At 62.4% G+C, this 15,299-nt stretch carries 14 protein-coding genes and 1 pseudogene; 8 read left to right on the forward strand and 7 right to left on the reverse strand.

The features are described 5' to 3' along the window. The first annotated feature begins 164 nt into the window (after positions 1-164). Positions 165-1,946 carry a phospholipase D-like domain-containing protein gene (locus RSO01_RS35025; protein ID WP_147155249.1) on the forward strand — a complete coding sequence of 594 codons (1,782 nt, stop codon included), beginning with the start codon at positions 165-167 and terminating at the stop codon, positions 1,944-1,946. Between the two features lie 588 nt (positions 1,947-2,534). Here RSO01_RS35025 and RSO01_RS47785 read toward each other — a convergent pair. The 6 genes and pseudogenes from RSO01_RS47785 to RSO01_RS49790 form a co-directional block, all read right to left on the reverse strand. Beyond that, positions 2,535-2,840: a hypothetical protein gene (locus RSO01_RS47785; protein ID WP_170303592.1), complete on the reverse strand. Its 306-nt coding sequence runs from the start codon at positions 2,838-2,840 to the stop codon at positions 2,535-2,537. Positions 2,841-2,866: 26 nt separating this feature from the next. Beyond that, the gene (locus RSO01_RS35030) at positions 2,867-3,139 is read right to left on the reverse strand and encodes a hypothetical protein (RefSeq protein ID WP_147155250.1); all 273 of its coding nucleotides are present in this window, start codon (positions 3,137-3,139) and stop codon (positions 2,867-2,869) included. A 283-nt stretch (positions 3,140-3,422) separates the two neighbouring features. Next, a complete protein-coding gene (locus RSO01_RS35035) occupies positions 3,423-3,794 on the reverse strand; it encodes a hypothetical protein (protein WP_147155251.1) in 372 nt (123 codons plus the stop codon). 90 nt (positions 3,795-3,884) lie between these two features. Beyond that, positions 3,885-4,367: a TspO/MBR family protein gene (locus RSO01_RS35040; RefSeq protein ID WP_147155252.1), complete on the reverse strand. Its 483-nt coding sequence runs from the start codon at positions 4,365-4,367 to the stop codon at positions 3,885-3,887. Between the two features lie 41 nt (positions 4,368-4,408). After that, on the reverse strand, positions 4,409-5,206 hold the full coding sequence (locus RSO01_RS35045; RefSeq protein WP_246159024.1) for a sodium-dependent bicarbonate transport family permease: 798 nt from the start codon (positions 5,204-5,206) through the stop codon (positions 4,409-4,411). 46 nt (positions 5,207-5,252) lie between these two features. Beyond that, positions 5,253-5,450 (reverse strand): annotated as a pseudogene (locus RSO01_RS49790) (hypothetical protein); the annotation flags it as partial. Between the two features lie 22 nt (positions 5,451-5,472). Between RSO01_RS49790 and RSO01_RS35050 the strand changes: the two are divergent. The 3 genes from RSO01_RS35050 to RSO01_RS35060 all read left to right on the forward strand — a co-directional run bounded on the left by RSO01_RS35050 (position 5,473) and on the right by RSO01_RS35060 (position 8,014). Then, complete coding sequence (locus tag RSO01_RS35050; RefSeq protein WP_147155253.1) at positions 5,473-6,345, forward strand: LysR substrate-binding domain-containing protein; 873 nt, start codon at positions 5,473-5,475, stop codon at positions 6,343-6,345. Between the two features lie 111 nt (positions 6,346-6,456). Then, positions 6,457-7,239 carry a MipA/OmpV family protein gene (locus RSO01_RS35055; RefSeq protein ID WP_170303593.1) on the forward strand — a complete coding sequence of 261 codons (783 nt, stop codon included), beginning with the start codon at positions 6,457-6,459 and terminating at the stop codon, positions 7,237-7,239. 235 nt (positions 7,240-7,474) lie between these two features. Next, complete coding sequence (locus RSO01_RS35060) at positions 7,475-8,014, forward strand: DUF3833 family protein (protein ID WP_246159026.1); 540 nt, start codon at positions 7,475-7,477, stop codon at positions 8,012-8,014. Between the two features lie 461 nt (positions 8,015-8,475). Here RSO01_RS35060 and ligD read toward each other — a convergent pair whose 3' ends face one another. Continuing rightward, positions 8,476-9,315, reverse strand: a complete 840-nt coding sequence (ligD, locus tag RSO01_RS35065; RefSeq protein ID WP_147155255.1) for a non-homologous end-joining DNA ligase — start codon at positions 9,313-9,315, stop codon at positions 8,476-8,478. A gap of 189 nt (positions 9,316-9,504) precedes the next feature. Here ligD and RSO01_RS35070 point away from each other — a divergent pair, with 189 nt between their 5' ends. The 4 genes from RSO01_RS35070 to RSO01_RS35085 all read left to right on the forward strand — a co-directional run bounded on the left by RSO01_RS35070 (position 9,505) and on the right by RSO01_RS35085 (position 15,252). Continuing rightward, complete coding sequence (locus tag RSO01_RS35070) at positions 9,505-9,786, forward strand: response regulator (protein ID WP_147155256.1); 282 nt, start codon at positions 9,505-9,507, stop codon at positions 9,784-9,786. Between the two features lie 146 nt (positions 9,787-9,932). Beyond that, entirely contained in the window at positions 9,933-11,729 is a 1,797-nt protein-coding gene (locus RSO01_RS35075; RefSeq protein ID WP_170303594.1) for an adenylate/guanylate cyclase domain-containing protein, read from the forward strand. Beyond that, the gene (locus tag RSO01_RS35080) at positions 11,726-13,534 is read left to right on the forward strand and encodes an adenylate/guanylate cyclase domain-containing protein (protein WP_147155258.1); all 1,809 of its coding nucleotides are present in this window, start codon (positions 11,726-11,728) and stop codon (positions 13,532-13,534) included. The genes RSO01_RS35075 and RSO01_RS35080 overlap by 4 nt, the downstream gene beginning before the upstream one ends. After that, positions 13,531-15,252 (forward strand): adenylate/guanylate cyclase domain-containing protein, encoded by a 1,722-nt coding sequence (locus RSO01_RS35085; RefSeq protein ID WP_147155259.1) that lies wholly within the window; start codon positions 13,531-13,533, stop codon positions 15,250-15,252. The genes RSO01_RS35080 and RSO01_RS35085 overlap by 4 nt, the downstream gene beginning before the upstream one ends. The last annotated feature ends 47 nt before the right edge of the window (positions 15,253-15,299 follow it).

Genomic DNA, 15,299 nt, shown 5'->3' on the forward strand with positions numbered 1-15,299 from the left:
CTCACCGGCAGGGCGATCAACAACGCGGCGAAGAGGAGACGAAACATAAGGTGAGAACGGGGTGCCGCCTCACTGTGTTCCGCAGATCAAGCTGCTAGGCCGTTTGGGAACTATCCGCCGATCGGCGCGTTTTAGTCCCCTCTTAACGCCAGCCATATCCAGCAATGATCCTTGCACGCCGAGTCGCGGTAACAGCCCTGATCGCCCTCGCGTCGTGCACGGGCGATCTGCCGAGCACGGCTTGGCGCGGTGGTCCGGGAGAGCGAGGTTACAGCGCCGACAGTTCGGCAGCGCCGCTCGTCGATGTCATACGCGAGCATGATATCAGGACGCCCGACCAAGCTGACTCCCAGCCTCTGCTGGCGCAACTGCGGCGCGAACTCGCGAAGAGCGATCCCAAGGGGGCTTTCGCAGGCGTCACCTATGACCTCTCCGACGGCAACCGGCTGGCGCCCGGGTGGCTAATTCAGAGCCCCGCCCGCTGGGGACGTCGTGGCAGCGACCTTCCGTTCTATTCCTTCGATTGCCGGAACTGCGAACGCGACATCAAACTGCCCGCTTGCCGCAGCGATGCCGATTGCCCGGACGGCGGTACCTGCGCCCCGATCTGGCCTCCACCGGGCGCACCGGAGGCGAGGCGACAGGTCTGTTTCGGGCATTCCGATGCGCTGATGTTGCCCGTGCACGACCTTGTTGCCGGCGCCCGACATAGCGTCGATATCGCTGCACTGCAGCCCGTGCCAGACTCGCGCTTCCTCGCTGCCCTGCGCGCCGGACTGAGCGACCTCGCGGTGAGCGGCCGCCCGGTCACGGTCCGCGTGATTGTCGGGCAATATCCACCCGATGGTGCCAATGCCGCGGCGCTCCTCTCGTCACTGACCTCAGGACTGGCGCCGGGCGGACGGCTCAGTGTAAGCGTGGCGGCCATGCGCTCCTGCACCAACGGCGAGGAGTGCCGCAGCTTCTCCTGGCCGCACGCCAAATTCATCACCGTCGACGGCAATGAGGCGCTGGTGGGCGGCCACAATCTCTGGTCCGAAGATTATCTGATCGACAAGCCGGTACACGATCTCTCGATGCGATTGCAGGGACCCGCGGCCGCGAGCGCTTCACACTTCGCCGGCCGGCTTTGGGAGTTCGTCTGCACCAACCTCGGTAAAAACCCTGCCGTGCAGCTTGCGAGTTACCCGGCGAATGGACCGTGCCCCGCGGCGCTCGCACCGCCGCCAGTCGCGGCGACGGCGGGAAACGGTACCCCGATGCTGGCAGTCGGACGGATGGGCGCCGGCATCACCAAGGACTTCGCCAACCAGAGCGAGCTCGCTCGGGACCTGGCCTTCGGCGCGGCGCGCCACACGATTCGCATGTCGCAACAGGACATCGGCTTCATTTTCGGCCGTTCCGATGCACTTTTCCCCGAGAGTACGCTCGATCGCCTGCTCGAGTTCATCGAGCGGCGTGGCGGACACGTTTACATCGTGCTGTCCAACCGCGGTGCGTCGGGCAATACCGGCCTCAGCTATTCCAACGATGTCAGTTTCGCAGCCTTCGCTCGCCACTTGCGTGACAAGGTCCAGAAGCAAGTCGATGCGCGCGATCCCACGGCGCGTTACCAGATCAGGAAAGGACCCGATCCTATCAACGCGCTGCTGTGCAGCCATGTCCATCTTGCGCCATTGCGTTTCGGGCCGGATGCATCGTGGCCGCACGGCATGGCGATCGCCAACCACGCCAAACTCTGGATGGTTGACGACCGCATCTTTTATATCGGTTCGGACAACGTCTATCCCGTCAACCTCCAGGAGTTCGGCTACATCGTCGACGATCGGCAGGCGGCCAGCGATCTGCTCGACGCCTACTGGAACCCCCTGTGGAAATGGTCGCAGCGTGCGGCACTCTCCGGTGAAGGCGTCGAGCCGTGCATATTTCGCGAGCCGACGAAATGAGTGCCGTCAGCCTTCGCGACTGAGTGCCATGGCCATAAGTTCAGGCCACACCTGCACCCGCAGCTCCAGAACGCAAAAGATCTGCTGATCAAGGAGGTCGATCATCGCGTCAAGAACCGTTGCAAATCGTATCGCGCTTACCCTCGTGCAAGCAAAGACAGCGGGGGCCGCAGCGGGCCAATTCCAGGACGCTGAGATGCAGATTCCCGCAGCACGGGACAGATCCACGCGTCGCGCTAGCGCGCATCACGGCTCGAACTGGGCGCGGGTCGATCTGGAACGGGCTACAGGCAGGCAATGGCTTGACGCCGTCCCTCGCGACCAAGAACCTGGCGGCTAGTACAAAATCAATCTGCCATTGTAACTCGCCGCTCTATTGTGGGGTTTCGCTGCTGGAGCATGCGTCTTCCCCGCTAGTGCTCCGGCCCGTCGGGGTGTGTCGGGCCGCCCGCCCAGTCTCGGAGCGCTGGGCGGGCTACCCGCGGCGGTCCTAGTTACGACACACTCTGCGCCGCCTTGGGATTTGAACCTGCTTGCACCAACCACTCCCGACCCGCGAGCTGCCGCATCGCCGCCGCAACCGCAGATTCAGGCAGCTCTGGCATGTAAGATATTAAGCGAAGCACGATTCGCTATGAAGAGTGCGTCTAGTTGCCGAGCGCATTGCCGGTACTGTTCGCGATCGAAGAATGCGGCCGCAGAGACTAAGCAGCGCTGTTGCCACTCGTCGAAAGGAATCTGCCCGACCTCGATCAAAGAAATGACAGCTCGTAGCACGCGATGCATGGCGGCGCGCTCCAAGGGAAGATCCGCATGCATGCCATTCAAAAGCGCGAGATCAGCGCGCACGGTCGAGGTCTGGCTGCCGGGCGACTCAAGTGTGCGGAGAGACATAAGGGGGCGAACCTGGCCGGAGAAAGTTAGTCCTTTTCCTTTGTCAGATCGGAGTCGGCTACAGCTGACTGTTGCTGCTGCTGGACCTGTTGTTGCTGCGTTTGCTGGTGCGATGTGACATCAGGCTTGAGCACGAACACAGCGGTCGATTGCTCAAGCGCCGCTGCCTCCCTGTCCAGCTCGTCGGCAAATCGTGTTAGCCGAGACCTGTCATCCTCGGCCAATAGCGTGTTCGCCAACCGTCTGGCACGACGCGCAACGTCTCTCTTTTCCCGTGCCAGTGTGGTTTTGTCGGACATGGATGCTTGCCTCGTCAACGACGAGGAACGCCAGCCGTCGTTTAAAGATGCGAGGCTAGAGACGCAGCCCGAAAGGTGTTGCAAACAAATCACGCACACATCAGCCGGTCTGCACCCCAAATTAATGGTCGTGCCCAGGATTCCGGCTCTTGGGCGAGCAGCCGTGAATGATACCCGGGAAGCCTACCCCGGCCGTGAACCCATCTAGGGACTGACGGTCGGGGGGCGCGCCGGAAACGAGGCAATCGGCAACGTGGCAAGGCCGATCAGGCGAGATAGGTTCTCAGCTTCTCTGGTAGGCCAGCCAAGTGTTCGCGGGGCGCAGACCGGGAAACATCTTAATGGGCCGGTCAGCCGCAGCGAGCGCACCCAAAAGGGGGGCAAACGTTACGGTCTGCTCTGGAGTACAGACTAGCGCAAGGGCGCCGACAGGCCCTTGCTCATGAATGGCTCTGATTTTGGCACACACCGTCAGCAGCTCTTCGCCCGTCATTGAAGAGCGTACTGCGCGGCCATCGAACAGCTTCCGGTAGGACTGCGCCCTCGCACCCGCTAGTGCATCCAACAGCGCCATTGCATCTGCGAAGGTGACATCGCCTTCGCCACTCCCCGTGAAAAGGCGCTCCTTGGAATCGATCGTCCAGTACAACGGCATGCACCCCCCTCAACCGATCAAGACTACTGCCTCCGCATGACGATTGCGGCTGTTATTGCCTTCTGGATTTCCGAGGGCTGCATGATGCAGTCAGGGGAGCGGGTTCAACGACGCGATGCTCGCATTCAGCAGGCTCGCAAACAGGATCCACAGTCCGTAAGGAGAAAAAAGGAGTGCCGCGACGGGCAGCCGTCGCGCCGTAAGGGCAATGAAAGCGCAGATCGCCACCAGCAGCGCCAGGATCACGGCCAGCGCCAGGTCGATACGATGGGCGGAAAAGAACAGGGGTGACCAGGCGAAGTTCAGGCAAAGTTGCAGCCACCACACCGCCATCGCCGCCGATCGGCGCTCGCGGTCCCAGACGATCCACCCGGCGATGCCGATCATCACGTAAAGCCCGGTCCACACCGGTGGGAATATCCAGTTCGGCGGGTTGAAGCTGGGTTTGGAGAGGGCTGCGTACCAGGCGTCGGCGGGACTCGTGAACCCGATCGCCATTCCGCCCCCGAGTGCGAGGACAACGAAGGCGGTCAGGGAGATGATACGGTGGCGCTTGTCGGGCGGATTGTTCATGCATCGTCCTACGCGCGGTGAGGCGCAGCGGATGAAAGCGGCTATGCCGTGATTCGCTGTGCCAGACCGATATAGAGCGGGATTCCCAGGGTCAGGTTGAAGGGAAAGGTGACGCCCAGCGACAGAGCGAGAGCCAGGCCGGGGTTGGCGGCCGGCAGGGCCAGCCGCATTGCGGCTGGCACGGCGATGTAGGATGCAGATGCGGCGAGTGTGATCAGGATCGCCGTGCCCCCGGTCGACAGGCCGACAAACGGCGCGAGTGCGGATGCGAAGGAAGCACCTGCAAGAGGCATGATCAGGGCGAAGGCGATGGTCCCCGTGGAAAGCACGCGCGCGCCATCCCGTAGGCCGCGTCCAGAGACCAGGCCCATGTCGAGCAGGAAGAGGCACAGGAACCCCGCGAACTGGTCGACGAGGAACGGCTTCAGGATGGCGCTGCCGCGTTCTCCCGTCACCGCGCCGATGGCGAAGGAGCCGAGCAGCATCACCACCGCACCGCTCAGCAGGATTTCCCGGGCAAGCGCCGCGGCGTGGCCGGTCTCGCGCTGCCGGCGCGCCAGGAACAGGGCGGAAAGGATCGCCGGGGTCTCCATCACGGCGGCGACGGCGATCATGAACCCCTCGAACGCCAGGCCCATCTCGCGCAGCACGCCCATGACCGCCACCAGGGTGACGGCCGAGATCGATCCGTAGTGGGCGCTGACCGCGGCGGCGTCGACGATCGACAAGCGCGTTGTCAGCCGGAGCAACAGGTAGGCGACGAACGGCGTCAGGAAGGACAGCGCCAGGCCGGCCGCCAGCGCCGTCACCAGGGTGGCGGATAGACCGTGATTGGGCAAGCTCGCTGCCGCCGCGAAAGCCGATCGACATCATCAGATAGAGCGACAACAGCTTGGCGACGGCGCCGGGTATGGAGAGATCCGAACGGGCAAAGGCCAGGGCAACGCCGAGGGCGAAGAAGAGCACCATGGGCGAAAGCAGGTTTTGGCTGGCAAGCGACAGGAACGACATCGTGTTTCTCGATGGCGCGTGATTACAAGCCGGCATGCCCTTTGGGAAATTGATAGTACTGGACAAATACATTTGGGAATTTGATTTATGGGGGATGGCCCGGCCGCAAAATCTCGACCTCGACCTGCTGCGGACATTCGTCGCCGTGGTCGATCTCGGCGGTTTCACCCGGGCCGGGGAGGCGTTGCTGCGGCGCCAGTCCACGATCAGCCTGCAGATCATGAGGCTGGAGCAAGGGCTGGCGGTGCGCCTGTTCGACCGGACGCGCCGTCGTGTCCGGCTTACGGCCGAAGGCGAAGCTCTTCTCGCCCGTGCCCGCGACATCCTGGATCTGAACGATCGCACCATCGCCAGCCTCGATGGCGTGGCAATTGCGGGGCGCGTACGTCTGGGGACCCCCGAGGATTTCGCCACGACGCATCTGCCGCAGGTCCTTGCGCGCTTCGCGCGGGCCTATCCCGCTGTGCAGCTCGAGGTGACGTGCGAGCTTACGCTGACCCTGCAGGGGCGCTTCCGGCAGGGCGACTTCGATCTGGTTCTGCTGAAAAGGGAGCCCGAGCGCTTGGGCCGGGGGGTCCGCGTCTGGCGCGAACCGCTGGTGTGGGTCGCCGCTCCTCAGCTGGCGGTGGAGGCAGCGCAGGTGCTGCCGCTCGTCGTTTCTCCGCCGCCTTGCGTCTATCGCAAACGCGCGACCGCGTCCCTGGATCGTGTCAGGCGCCGGTGGCGCATCGCCTACAGCTGCGCCTCCCTCGCGGGGCAGCATGCCGCCGTCCACGCCGGCCTCGGGGTTACCGTTCTGCCCAAGGACATGGTTCCTGCGGGCCTGGTGGCGCTCGAGCGGCGGTGGCATCTTCCGCGCCTCCATGACACCGAGATCGCGCTGCTTTCCGCCACGAACCTCTCGGCCCCGGCGCGGCGGCTGCACGACCATATCGTTCGCTCGCTGGAGGCGTCGGCCTCGGCTTGAGGCCCGATATCTTTCGCTGCAGTAGCTGTGATCCGCGCGCCCCTCTCGTTCGTACGACTCCGGTCGACCGAGGAGGGTTGCGTGGTGTGGCGTAGCTGTATGGCATTCCTGGTGGTTTCGTTGACCACCGCGGCGGGCGCCTTCGCGCAGCCTTCGAGCATCGGCAGCGAGGCCGCGGGCCCGCCGCCACAGGACTGGACGTTCGACATCGGGCCGGGCGCCGTCATGGCGCCATGGTTCGAGGGCGGCGCTTACTATCGCGTCCTGCCGGTCCCCAACCTCGACCTGCGCTACCAGCGCGACAAGGTGTTCATCTCCGCGCGTGACGGCGTCGGTGCCACGCTGCTCGACGTCGCGGGGTTCAAGGCCGGACCGATCCTCCGCTATCGCTTTCCGCGCAACGAATGGGATGGGCCCGGACTCTATGGTACGGGATTCGTGCCGTTCACCGTCGAGGGTGGCGGCTTCCTGCGCTACGACCTGCCGTTCCTGGCGGCCAAGATCGAGCTGCGGCGGGGCCTGGGTGGCAGCAACGGCCTGGTCTTTGATGCGCTCGTCGATGGCAAGCTGCGGCTTGCCGACAACTTCTTCCTGTCCGGAGGGCCACGGCTGTCGGTCACCGACGCCACGTTCAACCAGGCATACTTCGGCATCAACGCCGCGCAGTCGTTCAACTCTGGCTACGCCCAGTACTATCCCGGCGCGGGCTTGCGCAGCGTCGGTGTCGGCACGAGCGCGCGGTGGCGCATCTCCGACAAGCTCACCGGCGTGGCGTTCGGCTCCTACAATCGGCTGGCCGACATGGCCGCCGACTCGCCGCTGGTCAGCGGGCCGGCTGGCTCGCCAAATCAGTTCGTGGTGGGCGCTGCGTTGTCCTGGCGCTTCGAATGGTGACCCGAAGGTCTTGAGGGCCGCTTGCGCCCGCACCGGAGGTTCGCGCGCGTTCCGGGCTTTGGGCTGTTGTGCCTTAGTGACCGCTCCCGTGCGCTGGATGAGCGGTCCAGCGCCGCGTTCGAGCGCGTCGGCTTTGGCGTTCCGCTTGCCGAGTTGTCTTCTCGAACGCGCCGTTGGGCGCGCCGCCCCTGGAAGTCGGATGATCCGTCCATCGCGTCGAAGCGTAAATCGCACCATGAGCAGCCCAACCGCCCCGTGGCCCGCCTTGGCCCTCAGCATCGTGTCCGCCATGCTCGGCGCTTGCGCCGTGCCGCCGGCATCGCCGGCGAACGAAAACTCTCCGCGGCTCGTCCTCGAATCGTTCTTCGACGGCACGACGTCGGGCCACGGCGTGTTCATTAACTCATGGACCGGTTCGCGACGCTCGTTCACCGTGGCCATCCATGGTTCGTGGGATGGCCGGGTTTTGACCCTTGTCGAGGATTTTGCGTTCGCCGACGGCCAAAGAGATCGCAAGACCTGGCGACTGGAGGCGACAGAGCCAGGTCGCTACACCGGAACACGGGAGGACGTTGTCGGATTGGCGCGGGCTTGGACCGAGGGCAACGCCGTCAGGCTGGAATACGCCGTCAGACTCGGTGGCTGGACGGTGGACTTCTCCGACGTGCTGGCGCTGCAGGACAGCGCTCACCTGGTCAATAGGGCGACCATTGGAAAGTGGGGCGTCCGCATCGGGCGCGTGGAACTCTGGCTGCGTCGCTCGGACGGAGCCTGAAGCATGCAGCACCCGCGGCGGTCCTGACAGAGCAGGCTAAACACTGACCTGGAAAAGGCCTTGGACCCTGTGGAAATTTCTGGCGCTCATCGTCTTCTCTCTAGGGCCTCCTAGCGGAGAGGCAAGGAGAGGGTCGACTTTGATAGCGTTTCCGGCCCAACCGGCGTCGGCAAGACCGACCTCACCAAGGCGATGGCCGAATGCCTATTCGACGACGACCAGGCGTAACTGGCGAGAAAAGAGGGACTGACGCAGGGCTGCGGCAAACTCCCGAAAGTTGAGGGAAACGCGGCGCGATATCCGTGGGCGGCGATCGGCGCGCAGAAACCTGGGTACGGATCGACTTTTGAACTGGCCTAATGGGCGAGACATCTCTCGCGAACTGCGAGGCGTGCGGCGGCGGGCGCGTGGCCGAGAGCGCCGGTGCGCGCGCGAGCTTCAGGGGCGATCCGAAGCGGCTGTCAAGCGGCGGCGGCTTGGCGAGCGGCGTCTTCGGCACCTTCAGCGGACCTAGCACGCCTGCCAGGCGCTTCAGCGTCCGTCCCGGTGCCTGCACGGCCGGCGTAGCGCAATTGCCCATCGTTTGTGAAGGAGCCCAGCAGCAGCGCGCCGATGTGCGATCGCCTGCCCTCGGGATCGGTCCAGCCGACGACCACGAACTCCTCGCGGTTAAGGCACTTCGACTTGACCCAGATCCCGCGGTCGCCTGGTGCATAGGGGCGATCGGCGAGCTTGGAGATGGCACCTTCCAAGCCAAGCTTGCAGGCATGCTCGCGGAAGCGGGGCCCATTGCCCTCGACGTGTTCGCTGTAGCGCAGACCGCCCATCACCTTCTTGAACAGGCGTGCCAGCTTCTCCTTCCGTTCGATGAGCGGCAGTTGCGCCGTGCTCTGTCCGTTCAGGAACAGGAGATCGAAGGCGAAGAACACGAGCTGATCAGTATGGCCTTCATCCATAGCCGCCTGCAGCCGGCTGAAGACGGGCACGCCCTCCGCATTTAGGGCGCACAGCTCGCCGTCGAGATATGCCGACTTGACCTTTAGGGAGCTAAGCGCCTCGATCGTGCGCCGGTATCGATGGGACCAGTTCAGGCCGGTGCGCGTGAGCAGCTTGATGTCCTTGCCGTCAACGCGCGCGTGCATGCGGTAGCCGTCGTACTTGACCTCATGCATCCAGGCGTCGCCCGACGGCGCTTCCTGAACGAGGCGCGTCAGCTGCGGCTTGATCCACTTCGGCGGCCGATCATTAGTTCCCACGGCGGTTAGTGCAGCAGATTTAGACTGTCGCGGAAAGGCGCGCATAAGCCGTTTCTGCTACACTTCAAGCCGGAGTGGGTGGTGGGGTGAGGCGATGCAAAGCAGCGGTCGTGCGCGGCACGGAGGCCGGGTACTCGTCTGTGACGACAACCTGTTGATGGCTGAGGTCGTGGCTGAGTTCTGAGCGAGTGCGGCCTCGAGCCGATGGGTCCTGTCGGCCGGTTGGAAAGCGCCATGCAAATGGCCCGCGAGCGTGCGCTCGACGGCGCCATCCTGGACATCAACCTCAATGGCCGGCCGTGTTTCCCGGTCTGCGCCATCCTGTCAGCAAGGCGCATTCCATTCGTTTTCCTCACCGGCTATCCAGACGCGGCGGTTCCGACCGAATACCGGTGGGCTCCCTTGATTGCCAAGCCCTTCGAGCCGGATGAGCTGATGGAAATTTTGGCGCGGATGCTGGGTCTTCCGCAGGACTGGCCGCTACTGGAGCAACGCCAATCTAGCGGGTGGCATTGACGCCACCAGTGCGCCTGCGACGACCAGCTCAGCGACACCGCCGATAGGCACGCGCGCCAAGCGAGGACCCCAAGTCGCCACAGTAGGTCTGTTGCCCGGCTCCCATAGTAGCCCTACGATTTCGGTAGCTATCCAGGGGGATGCCGTTGGCGCGAGAGCAGCGCAAACTGGCGGCAATTCTGTTTGCCGACGCCGTTGGATCGTCTCGGTTGATGGGCCGGGATGAGAGCGGCACCGTTGCGCGACTTCTGGAACATCTAAACTTGCAGCTTGGGCCCGCTGTCGCACGTCGCGGCGGGCGAGTGATCAGGCTGAAGGGAGATGGGGGCCTAATCGAGTTCGCGAGTGCCGTGGACGCGCTCGCTGCGGCCATAGACTTCCAACAAGGCATGGTCGAGGCCAATCGCGACCAGCCCGCCGACAAAGCCATCGTGTTTAGGGTCGGCCTTCACCTCGGCGATGTCATCATCAAAGGCGATGACATCTATGGCGACGATGTAAATGTGGCCGCACGCCTGGAGGCGGAGGCCCCGCCGGAAGGGATCGTCGTTTCGCGGGCGGTACGCGATGCTGTTCAGGGCCGGCTCAAAGCTAATCTTCATGCCTTGGGCGATCTTGCCCTCAAAAACATCGAACGACCGGTACGCGCATTTCGGGTGGAGTGGGCCGCTGAGGACTGGCAAGTTCATTCTGTTGCGCCGGGAATGCCAGCGTACCGGCCGGACTCTGCGCCAGCACCGACGCGCCCCGACAAGCCGTCAGTTGCCGTTCTGCCGTTCCAGAACATGAGTGGCGATCCTGATCAGGAGTACTTCGTTGACGGCATGGTTGAGGACATCATCACCGCGCTGTCGCGTTTCAAGTCTCTATTTGTGGTCGCGCGCAATGCTAGCTTTACCTACAAGGGCAAGACAATTGACATCCAGCAGGTGGGGCGTGAACTCGGCGTCCGTTACCTACTCGAAGGTAGCCTGCGGAAAGCCGGCGGCACTTTGCGGGTCACCGCACAACTTATCGACGTTGAAACCAGAACACATCTTTGGGCCGATCAGTTCGATGGATTGCTTCAGGATGTCTTCACGTTTCAAGACGAAGTAGCAACCCGCGTCGTTGCAGGTATCAATCCCACCGTAGGGCGTGCCGAGATTGGGCGTGCGATGCGCCAGCCGCCAAAGCACTTCGATGCATACGACTGTTACCTGCGAGCCCTCTCGGCTGCCGGCGAAGGTACACGAGCATCAAACCAGAAGGCCTTGCAGTTTTGTGCTCGGTCCATGGAACTCGATCCAAATTTCGCTGCCCCTTATGGATTGGCGGTAACTTGTTATGCCATGAAGAAAGCGCGCCTTTGGGCTGATAATGTTGAGGGCGAAGCAGACGAAGTCAGGCGTCTCGTCTCACACGTTGCCAGGATGGCTGGCGGCGACGCCCTGTCACTGGCCAGAGCCGGCTGGGCGCTCGCAATGGTCTGCGACGACTTTGAAAATGGGTCAGCCCTGATCGACGCAGCACTTTCCTACAATCCAAATCTTGCTATCGCATGGACAAATCGGGGCATGCTCAGTGTGCTTCTCGGCGATCATGCAAAGGCAATCGAGCAACTACAGCGAGCCCGACAGCTGAGCCCTATGGGAAGCGCTACCGACCGGTCAGATGCAATGATGGCAATGGCGCATTTTTTTCTTGGCAACAATAGCGAAGCGATAGACTTGGCTTACCAAGTACTTCGTAGGGACCCGTGTTTGCCAAGCGCATTAGTTTTGGCTGCTGCGGGCAAGGCACTCGCCGGCAACATCGGTGAAGCACACGAGGTCGTAGCCAAACTGCTCCAGCTCGCCCCCACAATGCGCATAAGTAATCTCACTTCATTTACGAGGCCACGCCGTGCCGAAGATATGAAGAAGGCGGTCGATGCCCTGCGGCGCGCAGGCATGCCCGAATGACCGAGCAGCGCCGCCTTGCCGCAATCGTGTCGGCTGACGTCGCCGGCTACTCGCGGCTGATGGGACGGGATGAGAGCGGCACTTTGGCTGCACTAAAAGCTGTTCGGCAGGAAGTAGTCGAGCCAGCCATCACCAGGCACGGCGGTCGCATCGTCAAGACCACCGGCGATGGGCTGCTGTTGGAGTTCCAGAGCGTGGTCAATGCGGTGCGCTGCGCTATTGAGGTGCAGACGGCCATAGCTGACCGCAGCGGAGGCATAGCCGAAGATCGGCGTATCAACTTCCGCGTCGGTATTAACCTCGGCGACATCATCGTCGATGGCGACGACATCTTCGGCGACGGTGTCAACGTCGCTGCCCGCCTGCAGGAGATCGCGCCGCCGGGAGGCATTTGCATCTCGAGCCGCGTGCATGATGATGTGCGCGATCGGCTCGACACCGAGTTTGACGACGGAGGCACGCAGTCGCTCAAGAACATTGCTAGGCCTGTTCAGGTCTGGCTCTTGCGGCCAGGCAGGGCTATCCCGCTGAAAGCAGCGCCCGCGCCGACAACACTCACATTGCCCGACAAGCCCTCCATTGCGGTCCTCCCATTCCTAAATATGAGCGGTGATCCAGAGCAGGAATACTTCACCGACGGGGTTACCGAAGACATCATTACGGAGCTGTCGCGCTTCCACTCCCTCTTCGTGATCGCCCGAAACTCGTCGTTCTCATACAAGGGCAAGTCGCTCAACATCCAGCAGGTTGGAAGGGACCTCGGCGTCCGCTACCTGCTGGACGGCAGCATGCGCAAGTCGTCCAACCGGATACGTGTGACCGGGCAGCTCGTCGACACCTTGACGGGCAATCAAATCTGGTCCGAACGCTATGATCGCGTGCCGGAGGACGTCTTCGCGGTACAGGAGGAACTGACGCAAGCCGTTGTGGCGGCGATTGCACCGCAGATTGAGCTGACCGAGCAGTTGAGAGCCGCTCGAAAACGCCCTGAGAACCTCAGCGCCTACGAAATCGCTCTTCGAGCATACGCTCATGCAGCGGAGGGAAGGGATAAAACAGATCGCGGCATTGCGGATCTTGCTATTCGGGAGGCAAAGGAAGCGCTGGCGATAGACCCGTCTTCTGTGCCGGCGCTGCACGCAATTTGTATCGCTCACTCAAATGCTTTGCACGGTCAGTTGGTGGTGGACAGAGAGCATGCCCTCCGAGAAGCGGCGTCGGCAGCCGCGCGGGCAATCGAACTCGACGGCGCGAATGCGCTTAGCTATGCCCAGAGAGGCATCATCGTTTTGCTGAGCGGTCAACTGGATCGCTATCCTGAGGCGCTCATGGACGCACGCCGTGCCCATGAGCTGAACCCAAATGACACGTTTGTCTTGCGGCTTCTCGGCACTTTGGAAGCCGCAGTAGGTCAACACGAGCAGGCACTCGAACATGGACAACAGGTTTTGCGGCTAAACCCCCGCCAGTCGCGCAACCATATGGCCTACAACCTAATGGCTTATGCGAGCTTCGGTGCGAAAAAGTACCGCGAGGGTGTTGAATGGGCATCCCGTGCGCTCAACCACATGCCGAGTTATGCGCCCGCGTACATTCATTATGTAGTCTGCCTGGTCGGCTCGGGAGATGTCGCCAAAGCCAGAGTTGCATTCGACTCGGGCAAAGCGCTTGCGCCTGAATACTTCAGAAGCAGGCTAGACAGCGCGTCTTCATACGCTCGAGAGGAGGACAGCAAGCGCGCAACAACGTTCTTGCGGATCTCTGCTGGCCTTGAAGATCCGAGCGCCGCCGAGGCCTTGCGATGACCGAGCAGCGTCGCCTTGCCGCGATCCTGGTGGCCGATGTGGTCGGCTACTCTCGGCTCATGGGCGGCGACGAGGCAGGAACGCTGGCTCACCTCGCAACACTGCGGACGGAGATCATCGAGCCACAAATCGCCAAACACGCCGGGCGGCTGTTCAAGTCGATGGGGGACGGCTTCCTGATCGAGTTCGCCAGCGCAGTGCAGGCGGTGAGCTGTGCGAAAGCCATACAGGACGCCAATGACCAGGGTCGCCTGCCGCTGCGCATCGGCATTCATGTTGGCGACGTCGTGGTCCAGGGCAACGACCTGATGGGCGACGGCGTGAATGTTGCGGCTCGTGTCGAGGGCATAGCCGAGCCAGGTGGCATCGCCATCACACGAGCGGTCCACGAGCAGGTGCGGGACAAGCTGGATCTTGGCTTCATTGATAGGGGTGAGATCGAGCTGAAGAACATCCAGCGGCCAGTGCAGGTCTTCGTGATCGGAGAGGCGAAGGTCGTCGGTCAGGCGACCGTGCTGACGCTACCCGACAAGCCCTCCATCGCCGTGCTGCCCTTCCAGAACATGAGCGGAGATCCAGAGCAGGAATACTTCGCTGACGGCGTGGTGAGCGACATCATTACCGGCCTGTCGCACTACAAAACGCTGTTCGTGATCGCACGAAACTCCTCGTTCGCCTATAAAGGCCGCCAGGTCGACATTCGGCAGATCGGCCGCGATCTGGGCGTCCACTATGTGCTGGAAGGCAGCATTCGCAAGGCGGGCAACCGGGTTCGAATTACCGGTCAGTTGATTGACGCGATCAATGGAGCCCATATCTGGGCCGACCGGTTCGATGGCGACCTCGAAGACATTTTTGAGCTGCAAGATCAGGTTGCAGGCAGAGTAATTGGTGGCATCGCCCCGTCGTTATGGGAGGCGGAAAAAGAGCGCGCCAAACGCAAGGTGGGAAACCTCCACGCTTACGACTATTTCTTGCGCGCCGGCGCGGCCTTGGACCGCGTCAGCGCCGAAAGCTCGCTCGAAGCGTTGGCTTTGGCGCGACAGGCCATCACCCTCGAACCTGATTTTGCGTTGGCTCATGCTCTGATTGCGGAGTTGTATGTTCAGCGTTGGTCGTTCGGTTGGACGGTGGACAGGCCAGGGGAAACGAAGGAGGCCAGTCGTGCCGTTCGCCGGGCTCTCGAACTCGACAGCAATGATGCAAGGGTCCTTGCCTGGTGCGGACAAGCACTATTCATCACCATGCAGCGCGTCGAAGAAGGCGCGGCGCTGCTCGACCAAGCCGTCAGGATCAACCCAAATTTTGCGGCGGGTTGGACCTTCCGCGCCTCAATGCGAATTGCCTCGGGTGAACCCCAGTCAGCAATTGGTGATTTGGAGCGTGCGTTGAGGCTCAGTCCACTCGATACGTTGAAATTTTACACGCTGACATTACTGGGACGCGCGTTGACTCTTAATGGTGAGCCGACGAGGGCATTGCCGGTTATCGCGGAGTCGTTGAGGTTACGACCCAATTTTCAGGGCGCTCTTGTTGAATTGGTAGTAGCGAACGTGCTTGTCGGCCGACTCGCTTCCGCCCGTCAGGCCCTGGCCGAGTACAGGACCCTGCTTCCTGAAATGCGTATTTCGATCTATCGGGAACGAACCCCGCACTTGCCTATGGGAGGCCGGGAAACTTACGTTGCAGCGCTTCGGGAGGCAGGCCTTCCCGAATGACCGAACAGCGCCGCCTTGCCGCCATCGTATTGGGTGGGTCGCGCAGT

Origin of the sequence: Reyranella soli (assembly GCF_007992495.1) — a bacterium.
GTDB classification, from domain to species: domain Bacteria; phylum Pseudomonadota; class Alphaproteobacteria; order Reyranellales; family Reyranellaceae; genus Reyranella; species Reyranella soli.